Origin of the sequence: Actinoplanes sp. NPDC026619, assembly GCF_040638295.1 — a bacterium.
Classification (GTDB): Bacteria; Actinomycetota; Actinomycetes; order Mycobacteriales; family Micromonosporaceae; genus Actinoplanes.
This window is the reverse complement of record NZ_JBEZYA010000012.1, coordinates 76,144-101,158: the sequence shown is the minus strand read 5'-3', so window position 1 is coordinate 101,158 and position 25,015 is coordinate 76,144. Positions and strand designations below refer to the sequence as shown.

Genomic DNA, 25,015 nt, shown 5'->3' with positions numbered 1-25,015 from the left:
GGCCTATGCCGTCGGCAGCGCGCGGGCCAGCGAGACCCCGAACAGCGCGTCCCGGTCGGTCCACCAGTGGTCGAGGGCGAAGCCCGCCTCCGCCAGCTCCTGCTCGATGCCCTCCCGGCGGAACTTCGCGGACACCTCGGTGCGGATCTCCTCGCCCGCCTCGAGTTCGATCACCAGGTCGACGCCGGGGATGGTGACCCGCATCGGCCAGCGGGCCCGCAGCCGCATCTCGACCCACTCGTGTTCCGGGTCCCACAGCGCCACGTGGGCGAAACCGTCCAGGTCGAAGTCGGCGCCGAGGCTGGTGTTCAGCACGCGCAGCACGTTGCGGTTGAACTCGGCGGTCACGCCCTCGGCGTCGTCGTAGGCGGGCACCACGATCTGCGGGCTCTTCACCAGGTCGGTGCCGAGCAGCAGGTGCTCGCCGGGTTCCAGCACCGACCGCACGTCGCTCAGGAACGCGGCCCGCTCGGCCGGCACCAGGTTGCCGATGGTCCCGCCGAGGAAGGCGATCAGCCGGTCGCCGCCGCCGGGCAGGTGTTTCAGGTGGCGGGTCAGGTCGCCGACGATGTTGTGCACCCGCAGGCCGGGGTAGTCGGCGCTGATCCGGGCGGCGGCCGCCGCCAGCGCGGTGGGGGAGACGTCCATCGGGACGAAGGTCTGCAGCGTGCCGGCCGTGGTGAGGGCGTCCAGCAGCAGGCGGGTCTTGGTCGAATAGCCGGAGCCGAGCTCCAGAAGCGTCCGGGCCCGGGTGTGCCGGGCGATCTCGGCCGCCCGGTCGGTGAGGATCTGCCGTTCGGTGCGGGTCGGGTAATACTCCGGCAGCTCGGTGATCTGCTCGAAGAGCTCGCTGCCCCGGGCGTCGTAGAACCACTTCGGCGACAGCCACTTCGGGTCGGCGGTGAGGCCGGCCAGGACGTCGGCCTTCAGCGTGCGGGTCAGGTCGTCGGCGTCGAGATGGACTTCGAGGGTCATCGTTCTCCCAGCGGCGTCGTGGTGAGGTCGGTGGCCGTGGCGACGAGCAGGGTGCGGTCGGGGACCGGTCGCCAGGCGGGGTGGGCGTCGAGTGGCTCGGAGGCGACGAGCACCGCGCCGGCGTCCGTGCGGACGGACAGGGAATGGCCGGCGGTGGTGGCCACCAGGGTCACGCCGTCGGTGAGCAGCAGGTTGAGGCGGGAGCCCGGCGCGGTCGCCTCGACCTCGGCGAGGACCGAGGAGACGGCCGAGGCGGGCGGCTGCCCGGCGCGCAGCCGGTCGTGCACGAGCGCCCACAGGAAGGCGGCGTCGGTCGGCGCGGACAGGGTGAGCAGGTCTTCCGGCGGCAGCGCGGCGGCGAGCTTGGCCACCGAGGAGGGCCAGCCGCGGACGACCCCGTTGTGGCTGAACAGCCAGGGTCCGTCGCCGAACGGGGCCGCCGCGGTCTCCACCACCGGCATGCCGGCCGTGGCGCTGCGCACCGCCGCCAGCACCGCCCCGGAGCTGACCGAGGCGGCGAGGCCGGGCAGGGTGGTGTCGCTCCAGATCGGCGTGTGCTTGCGATAGCGGACGACCTGATCGCCCAGGTGGAAGCCGACCCCGAAGCCGTCGGCGTTGATGGTGCCGCCGCCGCGCATGTCACGCGGCGCCCACGACTGGTGGACGAGCGAGTGCGGCGGGTCGGTCAGCCAGCGGGACAGCGGCACGGGTGGTCCGAGGTAGGCCAGATGGCGGCACATCACGCGTCCCGTGCGCAGCGGAAACCGCTGAAGATCTGCCGCCGGATCGGGTAGTCCCAGTTGCGGAACGTGCCGCGGACGGCGGCCTGGTCGGTGCCGAACGAGCCACCCCGCAGCACCTTGTAATCCGGGCCGAAGAAGACTTCCGAATACTCCCGGTAGGGGAACGGGGCGAACCCGGGGTAACCGTGGAAGTCGGTGGACACCCACTCCCAGACGTCGCCGATGAGCTGATGCACGCCGAGCGGCGACGCCCCGGCCGGATAGGCGCCCACCGGCGCCGGCTGCAGATGGCGCTGCCCGAGGTTGGCGTGCTCGGCCGTCGGTGTCTCGTCGCCCCACGGGTAGCGCCGTGACCGCCCGGTCGCCGGGTCCCACCGGGCGGCCTTCTCCCACTCGGCCTCGGTGGGCAGCCGGCGCCCGGCCCACGCGGCATAGGCGGCCGCCTCGTACCAGCAGACGTGCACGACCGGCTCGTCGGGAACTATCGGACTCGTGCGACCGAACCGCGTGTGGGCCCAGCCGGCGCCGTCACGCACCCAGTGCTGCGGCGCGAACAGCCCCGCCGCTTGCCGATGGTCCCACCCGGCCGGCGTCCACCAGCGCGGGTCGTCGTAGCCGCCGGCATCGATGAAGGCCGCGTAGGCGCCGTTCGTCACCGGCGCCCGGTCGATGTAGAACGCCTGCACGTCGACGCGGTGGGCGGGCCGCTCGTTGTCGAGCGCCCACGCCTCGGTGCTGGTGCCCATGTCGAACTGGCCGCCGGGAATCAGCACCTCGCCGCCGACCCGGGCCGCGGCGGCCGGCGGGGGCGGCGCGGCCAGCACCGGCACCCCGGTGCGCAGTTGATGGGTGGCCAGCATGGTCTCGTCGTGCTGCTGCTCGTGCTGCACGATCATGCCGAACGCGAAGGCCCGCTCGACCAGCCGAGCCCCCTCGAGCGGGGCGTGGTCGAGCACGTCGAGCACCTTGTCGCGGACGGTCGCCACGTATTTCCGGGCCTCGCCCGGCTCGAGCAGCGGCAGTTGCGGCCGGTCGCGGCGGGCGTGCTTGAACGCGTCGTACAGCTCGTCGATGTCGCGGCGCACCGGCTCGCGGCCGCCCACGTCGCGAACCAGCCAGAGCTCCTCCTGGTTGCCGACGTGCGCGAGGTCCCAGACCAGCGGCGACATCAGTGGCGAGTGCTGCCGGATCAGGTCGCCGTCGTCGACGGTCTCGGTCAGCAGGGTGGTGCGGTCGCGGGCCCGGCCCAGCTCGGTGGCGACCAGGTCACGCAAACGGTTGGTCTCGATGGTCACGACAGCTCCTCGGCGGACACGTCCAGTCGCCGCTGGACGGTCTCGATGACATGGGTGCGGACGGCGGCGGGCAGACCGGTGCGGTCGAGGCGGCGGGCGGCCAGGTCGGTGAGGGACTCGGCGGCGCGCCGCAGCGCGCGGTCGGCCAGGCCCGAGCGGTACGCCGGATGCCAGCGCCCGGCCACCGGCGCGGCCAGTTCCAGTGCCGCCTCGGTGGTGTGCCGGTCGCCGAGCAGGGTGGCCAGGACGGCGGCCGGCGCGATCCAGTCGCCGCCGGGCTGGCAGTCGAGGTAACGCACCTCGAGGTAGCCGCGCGGCCGCACCGGGGGGAACAGCAGGCTCAGGTGGTAGTCGACGTCGGCGACGGTGGGCGGCTCGGGCAGCGCGCCGGCCAGCCAGTCGCGCAGGGTGGCGCCGGGCGGTGGGTCCCAGCCGCCGCCGCCGCGCCGCACGCACAGCAGGGGAGCGGTCAGGGCATATCGCACCCAGCCGGCCGCCGGGTCGCTCGGCGGCCCGACCGGCGGGTGGGTGAGCCGCGGGTCCATGCCCCACCACGCCGCCATCCGGGCCGACGCGAGACCGGTGTCCCTCCCCGCGAACCGCCGGGAGTTGGCGAACAGGGCGACCATCGGCGGCCCGAGCGCCTGCACCGTGCGCCACCGGGTGGGCAGCTCGTCGGCGGGGCCGGCGTCGAGGCAGATCTGCAGGCCGGCGGTGCTGCACATCATCGTGCGACCGTGCCGGCCGCGGGCGTCGAAGGCGCGCTCCATAGCCGTATAGCGCGGGGTGTGCAGCAGCCGGCGGGGCGATCGGTAGGGATCGATGCCGTGCTTGCCGAGAACGAGGCCGGCGTCGTCGAGCAGTGCGGTGAGGTGCTCGAGGTCGGTGCTGACGGCGGTGTGCAACGCGCTGAGCGTGGTGGCCGGCGCCGAGGAGATCTCCAGCTGCCCGCCCGGTTCGAGGGTGATCTCGCCGCCGGCGGGGAGGGGGTCGGGCCGCAGCCCGGAGGTGAGAACGGCCGGGGCGTGCCGGCCGAGGGCCTGCCGCACGGTTGCCGGGTCGAGCGGCGCATGGGGTGCGGCCGCGTGGTGCAGGGTCCATTCCAGTTCGGCTCCGACCAACTGCGGGGGGCCGGTCTTGAAGCAGATGGCGCGGATGCGCGCCTCCACTTCCTCCTGTGTGCGCAGCTTGCGGCTGGTGGCCGCACCCGCGTCGTGGTCGAGCGTCGTCATCTGACCGACTCCCGTCGTAACGAAAAGTAGGCACTTGATTACCTGGGTTGCCGAGACTACGGCGGGGGTACGACAAACTCCGGAACACCGCCTGTCCTGAACGGTCGTTAGAAGAGCCCTTCCTGCGCTTTTGCCCGAGAAAGTGACGTGTATCACTGCCGGGTGCGAGGGTCAGGCAAGGCCGCTACCGTCCGTTACGACTTCACCGTCCGGTGGGGGGTAATTCCCTCGTCCGGGGCATTCATCTACGCCCGGCCGGGCCAATGTCGCCGAGCCCTGCACCCGCTAGGATCTGGTTCTATGTTGTGTCGCCGTCTTCGACCCCAACCGACCCGAACCATGCGGCCGACCCGAGCCATTCGTGAAGACGTGCGCGAGAAGTGCTGACCCCGCGGCTGAGCATCGTCGTCCCGTTCTACAACGTCGAGCGTTACATCGCGGATTGCCTGGAGTCGCTCGAGCGGCAGACCTTCACCGATTACGAGGTGCTCCTCGTCGATGACGGGTCGAAGGACGAAAGCGTCGAGGTGGCTCGCGAGTTCTGTGCCCGCGATCGCCGTTTCCGCTTGATCACGCAGGAAAACCAGGGTCTCGGCCCGGCTCGCAACACCGGTGTCAAGGACGCCCAGGGCGATTATCTGACCTTCGTGGACAGTGACGACCTGGTGCCGCCACACGCGTACGAGATCATGGTCCGCTCGCTGGACGAGACCGCCTCGCAGATCGCGGCGGGCAACGCCCGCCGGTTCAACAACACCTCCGGCGTCCGCCAGTCGTTCGTGCACCAGAAGCCGTTCGCGAAGGACAAACCGGTCACCGACGTCTACGAGCACCCCACTCTCGCGACCGACCGGATGGTGTGGAACAAGGTCTATCGCCGCACCTTCTGGGACCAGTTCAAATACGAATTCCCGGCGATTCGGTACGAGGACTATCCGATCACGCTGCGTGCCTACCTCGATGCGATCACCGTCGACTGCCTGCACGCCCCGGTCTATTACTGGCGCGAGCGCGAGTCCGGCGAGTCGATCACCCAGCTGAAGTTCCAGTACGGCAACCTGGCCGACCGGGTGACCTCGGCCGAGATGGTGCTCGACCTGCTCAAACGGGCCCCCGAGCTGCGCGACCGGGTGCAGAAGCACCTGGTCCAGATCGACCTGGCCACCATCGTGCAGGCGTTCGCCAGCGCCGACGACGACGAGCTCGACGGCCTGATCGCGCTCGGCCGCCGGCTCAGCTCGCGCTTCGACCCCCGGGTCGTCACCGAGGTGCCGACGCTCCAGCGCCTGGAATACGAGGCGCTGCAGGCGGGCGACGCCAAGTTGCTGCGCCGGCTGGCCCGCTTCCGGGCCGAGGGCCACGGCCTGGTGCCCGCCCGCCGGCACCCGGCGCTGCCGTGGCGGTACGAAAGCCAATACCCGGGTCTGCGCGACTCGAAGCTGCCGGCCGCCATCTACCGGTTGCCGAACGACGAGCTCGACGTGCGCGCCCTGACCACCGAACTGGAGTGGACCGACGACGAGCTCGTCATCCACGGCACCACCGAGATCACCCACCTGGCCACCGAGCCGGGCGCAACGGTGCGGATGTCGCTGGTCTGCGGCCGCCGCTCGCAGCGTCTGCCGGTCACCCTCACCGAGGCGGTGTCGGCGACCGGGGAAGCGGTCGTCGGCTTCGCGGCCCGGGTGCCCCGCTCGATGCTCGCCGGGCTACCGAAGTGGGCGTCCACGGCCTGGGTCTCGGTGGAGATGCGCAGCGGCCTGGTGCGCCGCAAGGGCGAGCTCAAGCCCGGCCCGATGCAGTTCTCCGACGGCGCCTGGGTCGCCGGTCGCTGGATCCAGCCGGTCCGGGGCACCGCCGGCCGGCTCAGCCTGCAGGTCCGCAACGGCTCGGCCGAGTTGACCGGGGCCGCGGTCGATGGAGACGCGCTGGTGCTGACCGGCCGCATCCCGTCCCGGATGGCCGAGCCGACGCTGCGGCTGACCCGCTCGGCCGGCGACATCCAGGTGCCGCTGCAGCGCAGCCCGGGCGCCAAATCCCGGATCCCGAAGCAGCGCGGCCGGGAGGCGATGGACGATTTCGAGGCCCGCGTCGCGTTCGACGACCTGATCGACACGGTCAACCCGGACGACCCGTTCCTCGGCCGGACGATCCTGGTGCCGCGCATCCACGACGGCGAGGACAAGATGTTGCTCGTGGTCACCGGGGTCAATCACGGGCTGATGACGCCGCGTGGCAACCGGGTGATCAGCCTGACCCGTTCGCCGGGGCAATACCTGAACGTGGTGGAGAGCCCGGCCCGGGTCACCGCCGACCGGATCGAGGTCGACGGCAACCGCGTGATCGTTTCCGGTCCGCGGTGGGACAACGTGTCGTACGACCACGTCACCTGGCGCCGGTTCCTGCCGAACTCCGACGACGGCATCGACAGCACGGTCACCGTGACGGTCGACGACGAGCGCTGGAGCGCCGAAGCCGACGTGTCCGAGATGGACGGCGGCGACGAGGCGTACAACTGGACCCTGTTCGCCGACCGCCCGCACGCCTCCCCGTACGCCGTGCAGACCGACTCGTTCCTGCTGACCAGCCTGCCCCTCAAGGTCGGCGCGTTCACCCTGCTCGGCCGCTCCGGCATCCTGCATCTGGAAACGGACTGATCCACATGCATCACCACAACTGGTACTACGGCCAGCAGCACATCCTGGCCCGCTACTGCGGCCTGCCCGACGACTTCCCGCCGCGCATCCCCGGCTACCTCCAGCACGGCTGGAACGTGGGCTGCGGCTGGAACCCGGTGCACGAGTTCTTCGACGGCGCGTGGCGGTTCGTGTGGAGCGACGCGCCCCGCCGCCGCGGCCACTCGCTGGGCCGCCGCGCCTACGCGGTGACCGGCGCCCCGATGCTCTACCTGATGGACCTCGAGCCCGACCTCGGCCGGGTGCCGGAGCCGGAGCGCAAGGGCACCCTCTGGTTCCTGTTCCACGGCTGGGACGCGCCGGGCATCGGCGCCAAGATCCACGGCGATCACCAGCGGCTGATCGACGAGATCAAGGAAACCGAGACCGAGCCGGTCACGATCAGCCTCTATTACACCGAGTTCGACCGTCCCGAGGTCCGCAAGGTGTACGAGGACGCCGGCTTCGAGGTGATCTGCTTCGGCAAGCGCGGCTGGAACTACGAGGGCACCGACCGGAAGTTCCTGTACAAGCAGCTCAAGGCGTTCCGTCAGTTCAAGCGGGTGGCCAGCAACCGGCTCGCGACCGCGATCTTCTACGGCGTGGCCGCGGGCTGCGTGCCGGCCGTCTACGGTGACGCGATGGAGCTCGAGGGCGACAACCCGCTGTTCGGCGGGCAGACCCGCATCGCCCGGCTCTGGCCGGACATGCTGGGCAAGGACATCGACCTGGCCACGGCCCGGGCCATCACCGACGACGAACTCGGCAAGCAGTTCGTCATGCCCCCCGCCGAGATGCGCATGCTCTTCGATTGGAACCAGCGTGACTGACGTTCAGATCGTCCGTGGCGAGCTCCAGCCCTGGACGGACACCAACCCGACCGGTGGCGCGACCCTGCTCGCCCTGCTCGGCGACCTGCTGCCGCTCCGATCGCAGCGCACGCTGGTGGCCGGCCCGCACAGCGTCGAGGTGATCGAGCTGGCCGCGGCCCGCAGCGAGTCGGTGTCGGTGCTGGTCCGCTCGGTGACCGACGCGCAGGAGCTGCATGCCGCGGTCAAGGACAACGTCACCGTCATCACCGGGGCGCTGGACGGCCTGGCGCTCAGCGAGCCGGAGCCGTTCGACGTGATCATCGCCGCCGACGGCCTCGACCGGGTGCTGGGCGCCGACTCGCCCGCGCTGAACTGGCCGCAGCGGGCCGCCGAGCTGTGGAAGCTGGCCGGCCCGGAGACCCTCGCCGTGGTCGGGGTGGAAAATGAGTTCGCGCTGACCGGCCTCTACGACCGGCGCCCGCTCGACGAGCGGCACGGCGACGACGAGTGGCGCCCGCTGCACGACGACCCCGACCGGCCCACCTCGCCGGCCCAGGTCATGGCGGCGCTGGGCGCGGAGCGGCTCTACGCGACCTTCGACCACACGCTGCTCGACACCGAGGCGGCCGCCACCACCCGGCCCGGCCGGCCCGGCGCGCGCCTGGCCATCGGCGGGCTCACCGCGGCGGGCGCGCACCAACCGCTGCTCGCCCCGCTCGGTGACGGCGCCGACGCGGCAGCCCGTGCCGGTCTGCTGGCCGCGGTCGCGCCCGGCTGGCTCGCGATCCGCGGGACGGGCGGCGGCGCCACCCACACGGCGTACGCTCCGGCCGGCAGCGGCGTGCTGATCGCCGACCTCGACGGCGACGAGTGGACCGTCAGCGCCGACGGCGGCGGCAAGCGGCTGCCGGACACCGAGTCGGTCGAGACGCTGCTGTTCCGCCTGGCCGCCGCGGAGGACGTGCCGGCCTTCCGGGCGTTCGCGGCCCGGCTCGGCGCGTGGGCCAACGACGAGGGCGTCATCCTGCTCGACGATCTTTTCCCGGACGGTGAAACTGACGGCTTCGTCCGGGGCTTCACCACGGTGAAGAGCACCGCCGGCACCTCGGAGCTGCTCGCCGCCGCCTATCAGCGCCTGCGCGACCGGCTGCTGACCGGCCACCGCCGGCACCCGTGGCCGCCGTGGACGACCGAGTCCGACGACCTGGTCACCACCTGGCTGAGCATGTCCGGTGTCCAGGCCACGCCCGAGCTCCTCAAGCGCGGCCGGGAGATCGCCGACCAGGTCGCCGAGCCCGGCACGAGCGAGCCCGACCTGCGCACCATCCTGGCCGACGCCGAGGAGGCCAAGGTCCGCGCGGTCGAGCTGGCCGGCAAGGTCTTCGGCCTGGAACGCACCCTGCGCTTCCGCGACCAGAGCCTGCGCACCCGTGAGAAGCAGATCCGCACGGTCCGCGACGACCTGCGCGGCCTGCGCCGCTCGCCGGTGATCCGGCTGCACGAGCTCACCAGCAAGATGGCCAAGATCCGCAACCCGCGGAAGTTCGCGGGCGCCCTGAAGCGGCGGATCCGCAAGAGCTGACCTGCGGTTTCCGGCGCGGGTCAAATGCCCGTGCCGGAAACCTGAACGAAACGCGCCCTCGCTCCGTATCGATAAGCGGTAACGCCCCCGGCGGAGGGAGAACGGTCGCGATGGCAGGGAACGGTATCGATACCTCGATCTTGAACAAGGGGGCCCATAGTGCCTCTTATTTCGATCTCGCTCGAAGTGCGGGCGAGGGCGTCGAGATCGTCGACTTCTGTATCCCCTGCAACCCGTACTTCCCGACCCCGGAGATGTTCGACGAGCTCTCCCGGGAACTGAAGAACATCCTCAAGTACTACCCGTCGGACTCGATGGGCATCACCAAGAAGCTCTCCAGCGTGCTGGGCCTGCACCCGCAGACGGTCGCGATGGCGAACGGCTCCACCGAGCTGATCACCTGGATCGACCACCTGCTGATCAAGGAAAGCATCGCGATCCCCATCCCCACCTTCGGGCGCTGGACCGACCAGCCCCTCGAGACCGGCAAGCGGGTCGACATGTTCCCGCTGCAGGAGCGCGAGGGCTTCCGGCTCAACCTCGACGACTACGTGCGGTTCATCCGCGAGCGTAAGTCCCGGGTCGCGGTGATCTGCAACGTCAACAACCCGGACGGCAACTACATCCCCCGGCGCGACGTCATCCGGTTCATGGACATGCTCGGAGACCTTGACCTCGTCGTGGTCGACGAGTCGTTCATCGATTTCTCCGACGCCGAGCAGTATCCGTCGGTCGGCCCCGACGCGGTGATCCGGCCGAACACGGTCGTGCTCAAGAGCCTCGGCAAGAACTTCGGCCTGCACGGCATCCGGTTCGGCTACATGCTCGCCAATCCGGCCATCGCCGGCAAGATCGCCAAGGCGCTGCCGAAGTGGAACCTCAACTCGCTCGCCGAGAAGGTCGTCTTCATGATTCAAGATCACGAGGATGAGTACGAGGACAGCCTGCGCCTGCTCAGCCGGGACCGCCGCCAGATGGCGGGGGAGCTGTCCCGGATTCCCGGTCTGACGGTGTTCCCGTCCCAGGGCAACTTCTTCCTGGTCAAGCTGCCCACCGAGTGGTCCGGCGTGGCGATGCGCGACTTCCTGGTCGCCAACCACGGCGTCTACACCCGCGAATGCGGCAACAAGCTCGGTATGACCAGCCAGTTCATGCGCCTGGTGGTGCGGCCGCCGCGCGATGTCGACCGGCTGATCGACGGGATGATGGATTACGGCCGGCAGTTCATGGGCCGCTCCCGGTTCGAGGAAGAGCCGGTCGACAACCGGCGCGGCGGCTGGAACAACCAGATGGACGACGTGCCGGACAACCTGATCCAGTACCCGAGCCGGCGGACCGAGTACACCGCTCGGCGGGCCGCGAACGGTTGAGACGAGAACGGAGGGCGCCCTGGCGGGGGTGCCCTCCGTGTACCTCTGGTACATCCTGACATACGAACCTTGACGAATACTGTCGGCTGTTCGATCGCCGTACACATTGATCCCGCAATCTGACGGCATGCCGCACTACCTCGACGCCGTGGCCGCAAGCCCGTGGATCCTGGCCGTCGTTCTCGTCGTGGCCGGCCTGGACGCGTTGCTGCCGTTCATGCCGAGCGAATCCACCGTCGTGGCCTGCGGCGTCGCCGCCGCCAGCACCGGCCGGCCGCACCTGGCGCTACTGGTCCTGGCCGCTGCGGCCGGCGGTTTCGCCGGCGACGCGGCGTCGTTCCGGATCGGACGGCGCAGCACCGCATCGGTGGCCGCGCGGCTCACCCACCGCCGGGCCAAAGCCGTGCACACCTGGGTGCGGCGCCTGCTGCACAGCCGCGGCGGTCTGGTCGTGGTCTTCGCCCGCTACCTGCCCGGCGGCCGTTCCGCCACCGCGGTCGCGGCTGGCCTGGTCGGCTATCCGAGCGTGCGTTTCCACTGGTACACCGCGGCCGGCGTGCTCCTCTGGTCGATCCAGGCGGCCCTGATCGGTTACCTCGGCGGCACGGTCTTCGCCGACCGCCCGATCCTCGGCTTCCTCCTGGCCGGCGGCCTCGCCCTGCTGGTCACCGGCGCCGCCGTCCTGTTCCGGACAGTGGGCCGCGATCGCGTCCGGACACCTTGACCGCCATGTATGTGTCATGTGTGCTTCGCCGGTAGGTCGGCGCCACGCCACCACCGGCCGGGAAGGTCCATTCATGCCGTCCAGACGCCACATTCTCACCGGTGCCGCCGTCGCCGCCGGTGCCGCCGCCCTCCCGGCCACTGCCGCGTACGCCGCGCCCGCCGACCTGTTCCCACTCGGCGTGGCCAGTGGTGATCCGCTCCCGGACGGCGTGATCCTGTGGACCCGGCTGCTCGCCGACGGAAAGCTGCCGAACCGCCGCCTCGACGTCGAATGGCAGGTCGCCGACGACGAGCGGTTCCGCCGCATCGTGCGATCGGGCCGGGTCGCCGCCCGCCCCGAGCTGGCCCACTCGGTGCATGTGGACGTCCGGGGCCTGCAGCCGGGGCGGGAGTATTTCTACCGCTTCCGCGCGCTCGGCCGGATCAGCCCGGTGGGCCGGACGAAGACCACGGCCAGGGATACCAACCGGCTGCGCTTCGGCATCGTCAACTGCCAGGACTTCCAGAACGGCTACTGGCCCGCCTACTGGGGGCTCGCGGCCGAGGACCTCGACGTGGTGCTGCACCTGGGCGACTACATCTACGAGTACGACCCGAGCAGCCGCTTCGCCGACCGCAACCACACCACCCCGCAGACGCCCGGCCTCGACCAGCTCGTCACGCTCGACGACTACCGGGCCCGGCACGCGCAGTACAAGACCGATCCGGCGCTGCAGGCCGCGCACGCCGCGTTCCCCTGGATCGTCACCTGGGACGACCACGAGACCGAGAACAACTACGCCTCGCTGATCGACGAGATCGACGACACCGGCGCGTCCCACCAGGACGCTCAGCAGTTCGCCCGGCAGCGCGCCGCCGCCTACCAGGCCTACTACGAGCACATGCCGATCCGTGCCGACCTGCGACCGGGGAGCGCCGACCTGCGCATCTTCCGCCGCTTCGACTTCGGCCGGCTGTTGCGGCTCAACGTGCTCGACACCCGGCAGTACCGCACCGACCAGCCCGGCGGCTTCCCCGGCGACTTCGGCCTCGCGACTGCGGGCGCCGCCAACACCGCCGGCACGCTGACCGGCGTGGACCAGGAGCGCTGGCTGCTCGGTGGCCTCGACCACTCGCCGGCCCGGTGGAACGTCATCGCCCAGCAGGTGATGATGAGCCCCATCCAGTTCCCCAACCCGACCGGCGGGGTGCCGCCGATCATCGCCAACCTGGACCAGTGGGACGGTTACGCGCCGCAGCGCACCCGTCTGCTCAGCCACCTCGCGGCGGCCCGCGTCGCCAACCCGGTGGTGCTGGCCGGCGACATCCACTCCACCTGGTTCAGCGAGCTCCTCCTGAACGATCAGCCGGTGGCGGTCGAGTTCACCGCCACGTCGGTCAGCTCGGACTTCCCGATCGCGTTCGACGTCCCGCTCAAGGCGCTCAACCCGACGCTGAACCCGCACGTGCGCTACTTCGACGGCTCCCGCCGCGGCTATCTGCGCTGCGTGGTCAACCGGTCGGCCTGGCACACCGACGTGCGCACGGTGGAGACGATCGACGTCCGCGAGTCGCCGGTGACCACCACGGCGTCCTATGTGGTGGAAGCGGGGACGTCGAGGCTGGTGACCGCGTAATAGGTTGGGACCGTGCCCGAGACCACGGACGTCGTGATCATCGGGGCCGGCCCGGCCGGCCTCACCCTCGCCAACCTGTTGCAGCGCAACGAAATATCCTGCGTCGTCCTGGAGGCGCGCGACCGCTCCTATGTGGAGGAGCGGCAGCGCGCCGGCGTCCTCGACCACTACGGCGGCGAGATCTTCGCCGCCGCCGGGCTGGCCGACGCGGTCATCGCCGGAGCACCGCGAGAAAAATTCCTGGAGCTGCGGTACGCGGGTGAGCCGCACTTCTTCGACGGCCCCGCGCACGCCGGCGGCCGGGCCGGTGTGATCGTCCCGCAGCAGTTGCTGGTCCGCCGCCTGCTGGGCACGTTCGTCGACGGCGGCGGCGACCTGCGCTTCGCCGCCGCAGGTGTGGCGCTGCACGACGTGACGTCAAAGCCGCGGGTCACCTACGCCGGCGGCGAGATCCAGGCGGCCTACGTGGCCGGTTGCGACGGTTTCCACGGCGTGAGCCGGCACAGCATCCCCTCCACCGACTACACCTTCGACCACGGCATCGGGTGGTACACCGTGCTGGCCGACGCCCCGCCGCCACGCCACGCGCTGATGGGCATCAGCGAGCACGGTTTCGCCGCGCAGTTCGGCCGCGGCCCGACGGCGAGCCGCTTCTACCTGGAATACCGGCCCGGCGCCGAGGACCCGCGCGACTGGCCGGACGATTACGCCTGGCAGCAGTTGCGGTTGCGGCTCGGCGACCCCGCCCTGCCGGGCGGCACGATCACCGACAAGGAGATCGTCGAGATGCGCAGCTTCGTCACGGAGCCGATGGCGTACGGCAATCTGTTCCTCGCCGGGGACGCCGCCCACATCATCACGCCGATGGGCGCGAAGGGCATGAATCTCGCCGTGGCCGACGCCGATTTCCTGGCCAAGGCGCTGATCCGCGCCCTGCGCGGCGCAGACGAGGCCGCGTTGCGCTCCTATTCCGACACCTGTCTCCGCCGCACCTGGGACTACCAGGAGTTTTCCCGCTGGTTCACCGAGATGGTCCACGACGCGGGCGCCCGGTCCGACCCGTTCCGCCGCCGCCTGGCCAAGGCCCGCTTCGACCGCCTCTTCCGCAACGAGGCCGCCGCCGCGTACTTCGCCGACATGATGGCCGGCACCGCGTCAGTCGAGTAGGTCGGCGCTGTAGTTCACGTAACCCTCGACGCGCACCTGCGTGTAACCGGCCGCCTTCGCCGACCGGATCCCGGCGTCCGACCCGGTGGTGAAGTTGTCGCCGCGCGCGCTGTTCCAGTACGAGTAGAGCGGCCTCGTGCCGGGTTGCCGCGCCCGGCCGCGAGTGGAAGACCTAACCGCCGGCCATTGCGCCCACCACGAGAAAAGGCTCGTCGCCGGAGACGACCCGGTCGGGCAGCGGGTTGTCGGGGGAGTCGTTGGACAGGTCCTCCTCGCAGGCGAAGAAGCGGACCAGCGGGCGTCGCCGGCCGGTGCCGCGGTCGCGCATCGTGCCGGTGAGCATGGGGAACTGCTGCTCGATCGCGTCCAGCACCACGCGCTGGGTCACCGGGGCGTCGACCTCGACGTGGACCTCGCCGGTGACCTTGGCCAGGTTGCGCAGGTGGGGTGGGAGCACCACGCGGATCATGGCAGCACCTGCACTTCCACCGACAGCACCGTGGGCAGGTCGCGGACGATCGCCTGCCAGCTGTTGCCGCCGTCGGGGGAGCAGTAGACCTGGCCGCCGGTGGTGCCGAAGTAGATGCCGCAGTCGTCGAGGGTGTCCACGGCCATCGCGTCCCGCAGCACGTTGACGTAGCAGTTCTCCTGGGGGAGGCCGTTGGTCAGCGGCTCCCACTCGCCGCCGCCGGTGGTGCTGCGGTAGACCCGCAGCTTGGCGTCCGGCACGTAGTGCTCGGAGTCGCTGGTGATCGGCACGACGTACACCGTTTCGGGCTCGTGGGCGTGCACGGCGATCGGGAAGCCGAAGTCGGTGGGCAGGTCGCCGCTGATCTCGCGCCAGTTGCCGCCGGCGTCGTCGGTGCGCATCACGTCCCAGTGCTTCTGCATGAACAGCACGTCGGGGCGGGACGGGTGCATGGCGAGGCGGTGCACGCAGTGGCCGACCTCGGCGTCCTCGTCGGGGATGCCGCCGGAGCGAAGGCCTTTGTTGATCGGTTCCCAGGTCCGGCCGCCGTCAAGAGTGCGGAAGGCGCCGGCCGCGGAGATGGCCACGAACATCCGGTCGGGCGAGGTCGGGTCCAGGATGATCGTGTGCAGGCACATGCCGCCGGCGCCGGGTTGCCAGGCGGGGCCGGTCCGGTGGTTGCGCAGCGCGGTCAGTTCGGTCCAGCTCTGGCCACCGTCGGCGGAGCGGTAGAGAGCGGCGTCCTCGGCGCCCGCATAGACCGTGTCGGGGTCGGTGGGGGACGGCTCGAGGTGCCAGATCCGCTTGAATTCCCAGGGGCGGGGCGTCCCGTCGTACCAGAGGTGTTCGCCGACCTCACCCGCGTACGCGAAGTCGTTGCCGACCGGATTCCACGACTTGCCGCCGTCGTCGGAGCGCTGGATCACCTGGCCGAACCAGCCGGAGGACTGGGACGCCCACAGGCGGTCGGGGTCGGCCGCCGAGCCGGCCACATGGTAGATCTCCCACCCGCCGAAGTGCGGGCCGCTCACTTTCCAGTCCTTGCGCGCGCCGTCCGCCGTCAGCGTGAACGCGCCTTTGCGTGTGCCTACCAGGAGCCGGACCTCAGTCATGGCCCTTATCTTGCCCCGATCGGGCTCAGCCGGACGTCGCCCCGGGGAGGGAGATCCGGGCCCGGGTGCCGTGGCCGGCGCCGGCTGACTCGAGGGCCAGCCGGCCGCCGTGGGCGTTGACGATGCGCCAGGCGATCGCCAGGCCCAGGCCCATGCCGGGCACGGCCTGTTCCTGGGCGTGCCGGCCGCGGTAGAAGCGCTCGAAGACGTACGGCAGTTCCTCGGCCGGGATGCCGGCGCCCTCGTCGTGGACCTCGATCTTGGCGCCGTTGACGAGGACGCTGACCTCTTTGGCGCCGGGGGAGAAGGCCACCGCGTTGCGGACGACGTGTTCGAGGGCCTGGCTGAGGGCGGCGGCCTCGCCGACGACGTACGCCGGATTCTCGCCGCCGGTGAGCGTGACCTTGACGCCGCGCTCGGCCGCGAGGGGTTCGCAGGCGCCGACCGCGGCCCGGGCCGCGGCCGCCAGATCGACCAGCCCGTCGGCCCGCGCCGGCGCGTTGTCCGGGCGGGTGCCGGCGAGCAGGTGGTCGACCATCCGGACCAGGCGGTCGCCGTTGCGCCGGATCGGCTCGATCATCCGCTGGAAGGGAGCGAGGTCCTCCTCCTCGGCGAGCAGCTCCAGGTAGCCCTGCATGGTGGTGACCGGGGTGCGCAGCTCGTGCGACACGGTGGCCACCAGGTCCTGCTCGCGGCGGAGCAGGCGGGCCATCTCGGCGTCGAGGGTGCTCAGCCGGCTCTGGTCGCGGATCGCGTCCAGGTGCCCGGCGGCCTGCCCGGCCAGGTCGCCGAGCAGCGCGATCTGGCGGTTGCCGATGGTGCGTGGCCGGCGGTCGAGCACGCACACCGCGCCGAGCACGAAGCCGTCCGCGTCGACCAGCGGGACCCCGGCGTAGAAGCGGATGTGCGGCGCGCCGGTGACGTTCGAGTATTGCCGGAATCGGTCGTCCTCGCGCGCGTCCGGGACGATCAGCGGGCGCGGGTCCTCAGTCATCCGGGCACAGAAGGAGATGGCGCGGGGTGTCTGTTTGCCGTCCATGCCGGTGTTGCCGGCGAACCATTGCCGATCCCGGTCGACCAGGGTGACGATGGCCATCGGCGTGTCGAAGATCCGGGCGGCGAGCCGGGTCAGATCGTCCAGCACGATGGGGCGCACGGCATCCAGCAGGCCATAGCTGTACAGCGCGGCCAAACGGTCGTGCTCTTCGGCTGGGCTCAACGTGGTGTCCTGTCGGTCGGTGATGTAGCTGTAGGTCGGCAGCGGCAACCGCTTCCTGAGCGGTTCCCCGCGTAAGGTCCACGGCTATGACGCGCATCCTGCTGATCTCCGGCAACCCGCGGGCCGACTCGCTGCACACGGCGGCTCTGCGAACGGCAGCCCGGTTCGCGCCGGCGGAGATCAGCGCGCCGCTCTACGACGGCCTGGCCGATCTTCCGGCGTTCGTCCCGGGCGAGTACCGCACGCCCGACCCGGTGGCGTTCCTTCGTCTGCAGGTCGCGGCGGCCGACGCCGTGGTGTTCTGTACCCCGGAATTCGCCGGTTATCTCCCTGGCAGCCTGAAGAACCTGCTGGACTGGCTGGTGGACGGCGGCGACCTGAGCGGCCGCCCGGCGGCCTGGCTGTCGGTGGCCACCCCGGGGCAGGACGACGGCGCCCGGGAGCAGTTGGAGACGGTCCTCGCCCACGCGAACGCGAAGCTGCTGCAGCCGGCGTGCATGCGCATCCCGCTGAGGTCGGCCGCACTGCACGAGGTCGACGGCATACTCACCGATCCGAGCCTGCACCAGGCGCTGCTGGACATGCTCGACGTGGTGGCCCGCGCCCTGGCCGGGCCGAGGCCGAAGGCCAAACCGTCCTGGGACGGTGTCTCCAGCATGTTCCCGGTGGTGCAGCGCAACGACGCATCCGCCCCGTTCCGGTCCTGGCGGGCGGAGATCTGGCGTCCCAGCGACTGAGCACCGAATCCTAATGTCGCTCTCTTCACGGCCGATCTGACGCATAGCGGTTCAGAACGCTGGGAGAGCGTGTGGGCACGGAACAGGACCCGGGCACCGGTGACAGAGGCTTCACCCTCGTCGAGATGATCGTCGCGCTGGCGATTTTGAGTGTCACCATGCTCGCGAGCGCTCCGTTCTTCGTGCGAAGCCTGACCAATGTCAACAAGCAACGCGCCAAGCAGGCCGCGATCCAACTCTCCGATACGGCGATGGAGCAGGTGCGTGGGCTGAAGGGCAGCGCCCTGCTGAGCGGCCGCAGCATCATCGCCACCCAGGCGCAGTTCGACGCCGCTCCCACCGTCGCCCAGCCATACCTGAAGACGATGCAGGTGGCCGCCGATCCGATGATCACGGACGCCACCTCGACGGTGGGGGCGGACGCCTCGATCTCCACGTCGGCCCAGCAGGTCACGGTCGAGGGAACCACCTACACGCAGAACATCTACGTCGGTGAGTGCGAGGTCTACCTGACCGGCACCACCGAGTGCGTCTATCCGAAGGGCGCGGCAGCCCCGGCCGACTCCACTCAGATCCTGCAGTTCTTCCGGGTCGTGGTGCTCGAGACCTGGTCGGACCCGACCTGTGCGGCCGGCTTGTGCTCCTACCTCTCCACGACGCTGGTGTCCCGGGCGTCCGAGCCGACCTTCGACTTCAACCGCCCGGCGCCGCAGGTCATCGAGAACTCTCCGACCTGGTACGTCGGCGACACCGTCTCCTACCAGCTGAAGGCCCGGGGTGGTCAGCTCCCGAACACCTGGACGATCGCCCAGCTCCCGGCCGGTCTGTCGCTGGCCTCGTCCGGGATCATCTCCGGTGTCCCGACCACCGTGGGCGTCACGTCGACCACCGCTACGGTCACCGACCACGCGAATCGCACCAACACCGGTCCGGTGACGATGACCGTCGTCCAGCCGCCGGCGCCCACCGTTCCCACCAGCGTCATCAGCCGCGTCGGCGACGTGTACAGCCTGTCGCTGTCGGCCACCGGCGGGGTGGCGCCCTACACCGCGTGGGACGTGGCCGGCCTTCCGCCCGGCCTGACCTTCGACTCCGCGACCGACGCCATCAGCGGCAGCCCGACGACCGCCGGAACCTACCCCGTCACGGTCACCGTCACCGACGCCAATCTGAAGACCGGCAAGGCCACCTACACCCACACCGTTTATCCCGGGCTGACCCTGACCGGTCTGTCCGACCAGACGATCGACCTGAAGTCGAGCGTCGGCCTCACCGCGGTCGCGGCGGGTGGTGACGGCAACTACAGCTACACCGCCACCGGGCTGCCGACCGGTACGTCGATCAACAAGAACACCGGTGTGATCAACAGCAAGGCCTCCTCGTCGGGCCGGTTCCTGCCCACGATCACCGTCACCGACGGCAGCGGTGGCGCCGCCAGCCGGCAGATCGTGGTCATCGTGACGACGAGTGACTCGCTGGTCTTCACCGCGCCCCCGCTGACCGCACCCGACCAGAGCACCGTCAAAGGCAGCGCCGCGTCGCTGACGCTCGCCACGAACGGAACGCTGCTGGGCCTTTCGCCCGTGCTGACCATTTCCGGGCTCCCGCCGGGCCTGACCCTCAACGCCCTGACCAAGGTCATCTCGGGGACGCCGACGACCGCCGGCACCTACGTGGTGACGGCGACGGCGGCCACCGTCGCGCCGCCGAGCAGCAGCATTCTCACCTTCGTCTGGAAGATCACATGAGGGGCGACGTGGAGACGGGCGACGAGGGCTTCTCGCTGATCGAGGTCATCGTCTCGATGTCCGTCATGGCGGTGGTCATGGTGATGGTCACGGGGGCGATCACCGAGGTCTACTCCGATGTCACTCGGACCGACGGCCTCAGCAGCGCACGGGACCAGATCGGCAACAGCTTCCGGCGGCTCGACAAGGAGCTCCGTTACGCCACCTGGGTCTCCACGCCGGGGCAGGTGGGCGGCGCCTGGTACCTGGAGTACGCCACTCCCAACAACTGCCAGCAGCTCGTCTTCAAGGCCGGAGTGCTGACCCGTGCCGTCTGGACGCTGCCCGGCACGACTCCGGGCACGGCGACGACGATCGCCACCGATCTTGCGCAGACCGGTTCGATCGCGCCGTTCACGGTCTACGCGCCCGGCGACCAGCCGTACGCCTCGGCCAGCCCGAACGTCAGTGGCGTCGGCAGTGGCTACGAGCCCGAGCACAACCAGATCCGGCTCCGGTTCACCGGCGCGGTCGCCAAGACCACCCTTCCCCTGGATGTGCTGTTCACCGCGCAGAACACCAACCGCAACACGTCGGCACTCAACGATTGCAGCAAGGGAAGGCCGTCCGCATGAGGCTCCCCGTCCTCCGCGCACCCTCACTCCGCCGGGACGAGGGGTCGATGCCGCTGGCCATGCTGGTCGTCACCGTCGTGCTGGCTCTCTCCGCGACGCTCGTCCCGATCGTGATTCGCCAGATCAAGAACACCGTCAACTACGACCAGCGGGCCGCCGCCCTCGACGCGGCTCAGGCCGGCCTGGACGTGATGATGGCCCGGGTCCGTGCCGCCTCCGACGCCGTGCAGAACGGCTACCTGGAGAACCTTCCGCCGTGCACGATGACCGGCACCACCGGTGCGGCGGGCGGTGGCATCACGTCGACGTACACGGTCTCGGTGACCTACCGCGACCGGGACGGCAACGCCATCACCAGTTGCGCTGTCTACGACGTGCCCACCACCGCGATCGTTCAGTCGGCCGGCACCAACGGCGTGGTGACCCGGACGCTGACCGCGACCTACGTCTTCTCCACCAGCAACACCAACATCCCGGGCGGCCGGATCAAGATCGCCAGCAGCACCCTGGGCGACCAGTGCCTGGACGCCGGCGCGGCGGCGAGCCCGGCCGCCGGGACCGCTGTTCTCGTGCAGACCTGCAACGGCAGCAGCCAGCAGCAGTTCGGCTACACGCCGGACCTCTACCTGAAGCTGATCTCCTCGGAGACGTCCACCGCGTCGCTGGGCATGTGCCTGTTCGCGAACTCGACCCGGGTGAGCGGCACCACGCCGATCGTCTTCCAGGCCTGCCCGACCATCCGGACCACGACCTTCCAATGGGCGTTGGACGGCAGCAGCGTCTTCCATGCCACCACCTCGGCCAGCAAGTCCGACGGCAGCTACTGCATGAACATCAAGACCCCCGGATCGGCCGCCGACCATACGGTGCTCCTCGCCGGCTGCTCCGCCTCGTCCGTCAAGAACGTGTGGTACTCCGCTCCCGGCGTCGGCGCCGGCATGGCCGGTGACTCCACCAACCAGTTGGTCAACTACAAGCAGTTCAGCCGCTGCCTGGACGTGACGAGCAAGAGCACGAGCGCGACGTACATGATCGCCTGGTTCTGCAAGCAGGACCCGGGCGCCCTCGTCGACTTCAACCAGCAGTGGGTCCATCCGGTGCCGGTGCTGCCGGCCATCTCCAAATCCGGCCCGATCATCGTCAACAACGCCAGCTCCAACAGCAACGCCAACAACAGCAGCATCTTGTACGACTATTGCCTGAAGTCGCCGGGCGTCGTCACCACGACGTCGTGGGTGACGGTGGTCGCCTGCAAGGACGTCGCTACCCAGGCCCAGGAGACCCTGACCTGGACCGCCTACCACGACACCGGTGACTACGGCACCAGTTACCGGATCATGGACTACAAGGGTTACTGCCTGCAGCCCACCGAGCAGGGCAGCGGTGTCGCCAACGACTTCCACTCCGACGGCACCAGCAAGGTCAAGGTGGCCATCTGCTCCACGGCCGACATCCAGAAGTGGAACGCGCCGGCGAACATCGACCAGCCGACGCCGCTGGTCAACCTCACCGAGCAGTAGGGCGCCGACCGGCCGACTTGGCCCGGTACATCGCCGCGTCCGCCTCGCGCAGCAGCAGGTCGGGGTCGGCCTCGCCGTCACCGGACAGCGCCACGCCGAGGCTGCAGCCGACGTCGACGCGCTGCCCGTCGATGAAGAACGGCGCCTGGATCGCATCCGTCACGCTGTCGCGGACCGTCTTGTGCGCGTCCGGCGAGTGCAGCCCGTCGAGCAGGACGACGAACTCGTCGCCGCCGAGCCGGGCCACCGTGTCGGACTGGCGCACCAGCCCGGTCAGCCGCTGGGCGACCTCGATCAGCAACTGGTCGCCGGCGGCGTGCCCGAGCGTGTCGTTGACCGCCTTGAAGCCGTCCAGGTCGAGCAGCAGGATCGCGAACCGGTAGCCCGCCTGCCGGGCGGCCCGCTTGCCGGCCCGCGCCATCCGGTCCTCCAGCAGCACCCGGTTGGGCAGCCCGGTCAGGTGGTCGTGCAGGGCGGCGTTGCGCAGGCTCTCCTCCTTGTCGCGGAGGGCGGCCATGGTCACCTCGTAGTCGAGGGCGGCGGCCAGCAGCGCCCCCGAGTGGTTCATCATCTCGCGGCCGGGCGGGGTGGTCGACTGGATCCGCCCGACCGCGGCCAGCACGCCCCAGTCGGCGTTGCGGCTGCGCACCGGCACCAGGAACACCACGTCGCCGGCCGGGCCGTCGGTGTGGCCGAACAGCTCGGGCGGCGGGAAGTCGACGGCCGCGACGTCGTGGCCGATCGGGCAGCCGGAGCGGAACTCGCCGACCACTCCGAGCCGGTCGCCGGTCCACAGGCCGAGGACGCCGGCCACGGCCGGGGTCAGGCCCAGCCAGCCGAGCGCGCGCGGGTTGCTCCCGTGCGTGCCGAGCAGCTCGATGCCCAGCTCGTACTGGATGTTGAGGGTGCTCTGCAGGTATTGCACCTGGGCGAACAGGTTGCGGGCCTGCGGCTCGGAGACCGGCAGGCCGTGCCCCGAGCAGCCGCAGGAGTCACGCCGGACGAAGAACGTGGAGACGTACCGGATCTGCGGCTCCGAGGAACCCGACAGATCGCTCAGCAGCTGGTAGACGACCTCGCCGACCCGAGCGAGCGGCTGCCGGACGGTGGACAGACTGGGCCGCAGGTAGGAAGCGTCGGCGATGTCGTCGAACCCGACCACCGCCGGCAGCTCACAGCCGGCCGCGGTCATCCGGTCGATCAGCCCGATCGCGTTGCGGTCGGTGCCCAGCACCACGGCGGTCGCCGGCAAACCGCCCTTGATCAGCTCCTCCGCGACCGCCTCGCCGCCGCTCTCGTGGTTGTCGCCGGAGTCGAACAGCAGGGAGGCGTCGAGGCCGTGGGCCGCCATCGCCTCCCGGTAGCCCTCGTAGCGTTCCCGCACGTCGAAGTGGGCGAGGTAGCCGGCGAAGGCGATCCGCTCGTGACCGTGCTCCTCGATCAGGTGGGCGACCGCCTCGCGGACGCCGCTGCGGTTGTCGGCGAGCACCGCCGAGCACCCGCTCCCGGTCTCGTCCTGGGCGACGAAGACGACCGGCAGCCCGGCCTGCACCGCCTCGGCCGCGTAGTCCGTGTCGACGGCGCCGGGCAGCACCACCAGGCCGGCGAGGTGGCTCCAGGCGATCGGCCGGCGGAAGTCGGGCACGCCGCTGCGGTCGGCACTGTGCGCGCCCGGATCGAGGGTCTGGATCGCCATGATCCGGTCGTCGCCGAGCACCGCGGCCGCGTTGACACCCTCGATGATGGCTCCGTAGTAGTCACCCCCGACGAAGGGCGACAGGATCCCGAAGGTACGGCTCACCACGCCATGATCTCTCGAATCACCGGTGTCGTGGGTCACATCCCAGTCGTCGGGCAGAATGTCTGACCGTGACACGAGCAGAGGGTGACGCGCAGCCGCCGGAGTCGACCGTTTCGATCGACTATTTCACCGGGTTGTACCTCGCCAAGGAGGATCCCTGGGATCTCGCCATCAAGTGGCATGACCAGCGCAAATACGCCGTGACGGTGGCGAGCCTGCCGCGCGAGCGCTACCGCCGGTGTTACGAGCCGGGCGCTTCGGTGGGCCTGCTGACCCGGCTCCTCGCCGCGCGCTGCGACGAGGTCCTCGCGGTCGACAGCGTGCCGGAAGCGGTGCGGACCGCGGCCGACAACCTGCGCGACCTGCCGCACGTCCGGGTCGAGGTGGCCTCGCTGCCGGCCGAGCTGCCGGCCGGCACGTTCGACCTGATCGTGGTGGGCGACCTCTTCTACTACCTGTCGGCGGACGACTTCGCCGCGCTGGTCGAGGGGCTGCTGGCTCGCCTCGAACCCGGTGGCGATCTGGTGTCGGTCCATTTCCGCGACCGGGAGAACCCGGGCAACTACGACGGCTTCAACGTCCATGCGGAGCTGTCTCGCCGGGCCGGCCTCAAGAAAACAGTGCATCACGAGGACGAATGGTTCGTGCTCGACATCTTCCGGGCGAACGACGAACGGTAGCGGTGCGGGCTCGTCCCGACGATCCGCTTGAAACGGTCGCGGAACGCGGTCGGCGAACCGAACCCGACCGCGCCGCCGATCCGGTCCACCGACTGCGCCGTCGTCTCGAGCAGGTGCTGGGCGCGGCGGATCCGGGCCCGGTGCAGCCACTGCAGCGGAGTCGTGCCGGTGTGCTCGCGGAACCGCCGGTTGAGCGTGCGGGCGCTCATCCGGGCGTGCGCCGCGATCTGGTCGAGGGTGAGGTCGCGGCCGGCATTTTCCTCCATCCAGCGCAGCAGCGGCTCCATCGCCGAGCCGCGCGGCACCGGCGGCTGCTCGGGCACGATGAACTGGGCCTGCCCGCCCTCGCGTTCGAGCGGCATGACCGACAGCCGGGCGGCGTCGGCGGCCACCGCCGAGCCGTGGTCCCGGCGGATCAGATGCAGGCACAGATCGAGCCCGGCGGCCGCGCCCGCCGAGGTCAGCAGCTGTCCGTTGTCCACGTAGAGCACGGCCGGATCGAGCTGAACCGCGGGGAACATCTCGGCGAACAGGCCGGCCCCGGCCCAGTGGGTGGTGGCGCGCTTGCCGTCGAGCAGCCCGGTCGCGGCCAGGACGAAGGCGCCGGCACAGATGGTGGCGATCCGGGCGCCGCGAGCCGCGGCGTCGTGAAGAGAAGCGACAACCTCCGCGGGTACGCCGGGGGACGAGCACCCGGGCAGCATGATCGTGTCCGCGTCACCGAGTGCCTCGAGCCCGTGATCCACCCGGATGGTGAACGCCCCGGCGCTGATCTCGGCGGTCGGCGCACACACCCGTACGTCATAGGGAGCGGAACCGTCGCCCAGCCGCACCCGGCTGAAAACTTCGATCGGCGTAGCCAGATCGAAGGGAATGACCCCGTCCAGCGCGAGCACGACAACCCGATGCATGCCGCGGAGCC

At 70.4% G+C, this 25,015-nt stretch carries 21 protein-coding genes; 12 read left to right on the top strand and 9 right to left on the bottom strand.

What is annotated here, in order from left to right:
* Nucleotides 1–3: 3 nt before the first annotated feature.
* Genes egtD through egtA form a run of 4 tightly spaced genes read right to left on the bottom strand, consistent with a single transcriptional unit; the run spans nt 4 to nt 4,245 of the window.
* Entirely contained in the window at nt 4–975 is a 972-nt protein-coding gene (gene egtD, locus AB0E90_RS25445; RefSeq protein WP_360410424.1) for an L-histidine N(alpha)-methyltransferase, read from the bottom strand.
* Nucleotides 972–1,715 carry an ergothioneine biosynthesis protein EgtC gene (gene egtC, locus AB0E90_RS25440; protein ID WP_360410421.1) on the bottom strand — a complete coding sequence of 248 codons (744 nt, stop codon included), beginning with the start codon at nt 1,713–1,715 and terminating at the stop codon, nt 972–974. Before egtC ends, egtD begins: the two co-directional genes overlap by 4 nt.
* A complete protein-coding gene (gene egtB / locus AB0E90_RS25435) occupies nt 1,715–3,013 on the bottom strand; it encodes an ergothioneine biosynthesis protein EgtB (RefSeq protein WP_360410418.1) in 1,299 nt (432 codons plus the stop codon). Before egtB ends, egtC begins: the two co-directional genes overlap by 1 nt.
* Nucleotides 3,010–4,245: an ergothioneine biosynthesis glutamate--cysteine ligase EgtA gene (egtA, locus tag AB0E90_RS25430; RefSeq protein WP_360410415.1), complete on the bottom strand. Its 1,236-nt coding sequence runs from the start codon at nt 4,243–4,245 to the stop codon at nt 3,010–3,012. Before egtA ends, egtB begins: the two co-directional genes overlap by 4 nt.
* A gap of 380 nt (nt 4,246–4,625) precedes the next feature.
* Here egtA and AB0E90_RS25425 point away from each other — a divergent pair, with 380 nt between their 5' ends.
* From AB0E90_RS25425 to AB0E90_RS25395, 7 genes are all read left to right on the top strand, one after another.
* A complete protein-coding gene (locus AB0E90_RS25425) occupies nt 4,626–6,902 on the top strand; it encodes a glycosyltransferase (RefSeq protein WP_360410412.1) in 2,277 nt (758 codons plus the stop codon).
* Between the two features lie 5 nt (nt 6,903–6,907).
* The gene (locus AB0E90_RS25420) at nt 6,908–7,750 is read left to right on the top strand and encodes a hypothetical protein (protein WP_360410409.1); all 843 of its coding nucleotides are present in this window, start codon (nt 6,908–6,910) and stop codon (nt 7,748–7,750) included.
* The gene (locus tag AB0E90_RS25415) at nt 7,743–9,314 is read left to right on the top strand and encodes a hypothetical protein (protein ID WP_360410406.1); all 1,572 of its coding nucleotides are present in this window, start codon (nt 7,743–7,745) and stop codon (nt 9,312–9,314) included. The genes AB0E90_RS25420 and AB0E90_RS25415 overlap by 8 nt, the downstream gene beginning before the upstream one ends.
* Nucleotides 9,315–9,424: 110 nt before the next feature.
* The gene (locus AB0E90_RS25410) at nt 9,425–10,684 is read left to right on the top strand and encodes a histidinol-phosphate transaminase (RefSeq protein WP_360410403.1); all 1,260 of its coding nucleotides are present in this window, start codon (nt 9,425–9,427) and stop codon (nt 10,682–10,684) included.
* A 127-nt stretch (nt 10,685–10,811) separates the two neighbouring features.
* The gene (locus AB0E90_RS25405; RefSeq protein ID WP_360410400.1) at nt 10,812–11,408 is read left to right on the top strand and encodes a VTT domain-containing protein; all 597 of its coding nucleotides are present in this window, start codon (nt 10,812–10,814) and stop codon (nt 11,406–11,408) included.
* 73 nt (nt 11,409–11,481) lie between these two features.
* Nucleotides 11,482–13,026, top strand: a complete 1,545-nt coding sequence (locus tag AB0E90_RS25400; protein ID WP_360410397.1) for an alkaline phosphatase D family protein — start codon at nt 11,482–11,484, stop codon at nt 13,024–13,026.
* Between the two features lie 12 nt (nt 13,027–13,038).
* Nucleotides 13,039–14,193 (top strand): 4-hydroxybenzoate 3-monooxygenase, encoded by a 1,155-nt coding sequence (locus tag AB0E90_RS25395; protein ID WP_360410394.1) that lies wholly within the window; start codon nt 13,039–13,041, stop codon nt 14,191–14,193.
* A gap of 172 nt (nt 14,194–14,365) precedes the next feature.
* On the opposite strand, the gene AB0E90_RS25390 is transcribed toward AB0E90_RS25395, so the two are convergent.
* The 3 genes from AB0E90_RS25390 to AB0E90_RS25380 are packed head-to-tail and all read right to left on the bottom strand — an operon-like array spanning nt 14,366 to nt 17,041.
* Complete coding sequence (locus AB0E90_RS25390; RefSeq protein WP_360410391.1) at nt 14,366–14,662, bottom strand: MoaD/ThiS family protein; 297 nt, start codon at nt 14,660–14,662, stop codon at nt 14,366–14,368.
* Entirely contained in the window at nt 14,659–15,774 is a 1,116-nt protein-coding gene (locus AB0E90_RS25385; protein WP_360410388.1) for an exo-alpha-sialidase, read from the bottom strand. The genes AB0E90_RS25390 and AB0E90_RS25385 overlap by 4 nt, the downstream gene beginning before the upstream one ends.
* A gap of 25 nt (nt 15,775–15,799) precedes the next feature.
* Nucleotides 15,800–17,041 (bottom strand): GAF domain-containing sensor histidine kinase, encoded by a 1,242-nt coding sequence (locus tag AB0E90_RS25380; protein WP_360410385.1) that lies wholly within the window; start codon nt 17,039–17,041, stop codon nt 15,800–15,802.
* Nucleotides 17,042–17,079: 38 nt separating this feature from the next.
* Between AB0E90_RS25380 and AB0E90_RS25375 the strand changes: the two genes are divergently transcribed.
* The 4 genes from AB0E90_RS25375 (at nt 17,080) to AB0E90_RS25360 (ending at nt 21,612) form a co-directional block, all read left to right on the top strand.
* Complete coding sequence (locus AB0E90_RS25375) at nt 17,080–17,730, top strand: NAD(P)H-dependent oxidoreductase (protein WP_360410382.1); 651 nt, start codon at nt 17,080–17,082, stop codon at nt 17,728–17,730.
* Nucleotides 17,731–17,801: 71 nt separating this feature from the next.
* On the top strand, nt 17,802–19,478 hold the full coding sequence (locus tag AB0E90_RS25370) for a putative Ig domain-containing protein (protein ID WP_360410379.1): 1,677 nt from the start codon (nt 17,802–17,804) through the stop codon (nt 19,476–19,478).
* Nucleotides 19,475–20,092 (top strand): prepilin-type N-terminal cleavage/methylation domain-containing protein, encoded by a 618-nt coding sequence (locus tag AB0E90_RS25365; protein ID WP_360410376.1) that lies wholly within the window; start codon nt 19,475–19,477, stop codon nt 20,090–20,092. The genes AB0E90_RS25370 and AB0E90_RS25365 overlap by 4 nt, the downstream gene beginning before the upstream one ends.
* Nucleotides 20,089–21,612 carry a ricin-type beta-trefoil lectin domain protein gene (locus AB0E90_RS25360; RefSeq protein WP_360410373.1) on the top strand — a complete coding sequence of 508 codons (1,524 nt, stop codon included), beginning with the start codon at nt 20,089–20,091 and terminating at the stop codon, nt 21,610–21,612. The genes AB0E90_RS25365 and AB0E90_RS25360 overlap by 4 nt, the downstream gene beginning before the upstream one ends.
* On the opposite strand, the gene AB0E90_RS25355 is transcribed toward AB0E90_RS25360, so the two are convergent.
* On the bottom strand, nt 21,599–23,488 hold the full coding sequence (locus AB0E90_RS25355; protein WP_360410370.1) for a GGDEF domain-containing protein: 1,890 nt from the start codon (nt 23,486–23,488) through the stop codon (nt 21,599–21,601). The two genes, AB0E90_RS25360 and AB0E90_RS25355, sit on opposite strands and share 14 nt — an antisense overlap.
* Here AB0E90_RS25355 and AB0E90_RS25350 point away from each other — a divergent pair.
* The gene (locus tag AB0E90_RS25350; protein ID WP_360410367.1) at nt 23,482–24,093 is read left to right on the top strand and encodes a class I SAM-dependent methyltransferase; all 612 of its coding nucleotides are present in this window, start codon (nt 23,482–23,484) and stop codon (nt 24,091–24,093) included. The two genes, AB0E90_RS25355 and AB0E90_RS25350, sit on opposite strands and share 7 nt — an antisense overlap.
* Here AB0E90_RS25350 and AB0E90_RS25345 read toward each other — a convergent pair.
* Nucleotides 24,039–25,004, bottom strand: a complete 966-nt coding sequence (locus AB0E90_RS25345) for a helix-turn-helix domain-containing protein (RefSeq protein ID WP_360410364.1) — start codon at nt 25,002–25,004, stop codon at nt 24,039–24,041. The two genes, AB0E90_RS25350 and AB0E90_RS25345, sit on opposite strands and share 55 nt — an antisense overlap.
* Between the last annotated feature and the right edge of the window lie 11 nt (nt 25,005–25,015).

Excerpts from the sequence above, each read along its gene's own strand:
- egtD (WP_360410424.1), bottom strand. The coding sequence starts at position 975 with ATGACCCTCGAAGTCCATCTCGACGCCGACGACCTGACCCGCACGCTG.
- egtC (WP_360410421.1), bottom strand. The coding sequence starts at position 1,715 with ATGTGCCGCCATCTGGCCTACCTCGGACCACCCGTGCCGCTGTCCCGC.
- egtA (WP_360410415.1), bottom strand. The coding sequence starts at position 4,245 with ATGACGACGCTCGACCACGACGCGGGTGCGGCCACCAGCCGCAAGCTG.
- AB0E90_RS25420 (WP_360410409.1), top strand. The coding sequence starts at position 6,908 with ATGCATCACCACAACTGGTACTACGGCCAGCAGCACATCCTGGCCCGC.
- AB0E90_RS25410 (WP_360410403.1), top strand. The coding sequence starts at position 9,425 with ATGGCAGGGAACGGTATCGATACCTCGATCTTGAACAAGGGGGCCCAT.
- AB0E90_RS25405 (WP_360410400.1), top strand. The coding sequence starts at position 10,812 with ATGCCGCACTACCTCGACGCCGTGGCCGCAAGCCCGTGGATCCTGGCC.
- AB0E90_RS25400 (WP_360410397.1), top strand. The coding sequence starts at position 11,482 with ATGCCGTCCAGACGCCACATTCTCACCGGTGCCGCCGTCGCCGCCGGT.
- AB0E90_RS25390 (WP_360410391.1), bottom strand. The coding sequence starts at position 14,662 with ATGATCCGCGTGGTGCTCCCACCCCACCTGCGCAACCTGGCCAAGGTC.
- AB0E90_RS25385 (WP_360410388.1), bottom strand. The coding sequence starts at position 15,774 with ATGACTGAGGTCCGGCTCCTGGTAGGCACACGCAAAGGCGCGTTCACG.
- AB0E90_RS25375 (WP_360410382.1), top strand. The coding sequence starts at position 17,080 with ATGACGCGCATCCTGCTGATCTCCGGCAACCCGCGGGCCGACTCGCTG.
- AB0E90_RS25365 (WP_360410376.1), top strand. The coding sequence starts at position 19,475 with ATGAGGGGCGACGTGGAGACGGGCGACGAGGGCTTCTCGCTGATCGAG.
- AB0E90_RS25360 (WP_360410373.1), top strand. The coding sequence starts at position 20,089 with ATGAGGCTCCCCGTCCTCCGCGCACCCTCACTCCGCCGGGACGAGGGG.
- AB0E90_RS25345 (WP_360410364.1), bottom strand. The coding sequence starts at position 25,004 with ATGCATCGGGTTGTCGTGCTCGCGCTGGACGGGGTCATTCCCTTCGAT.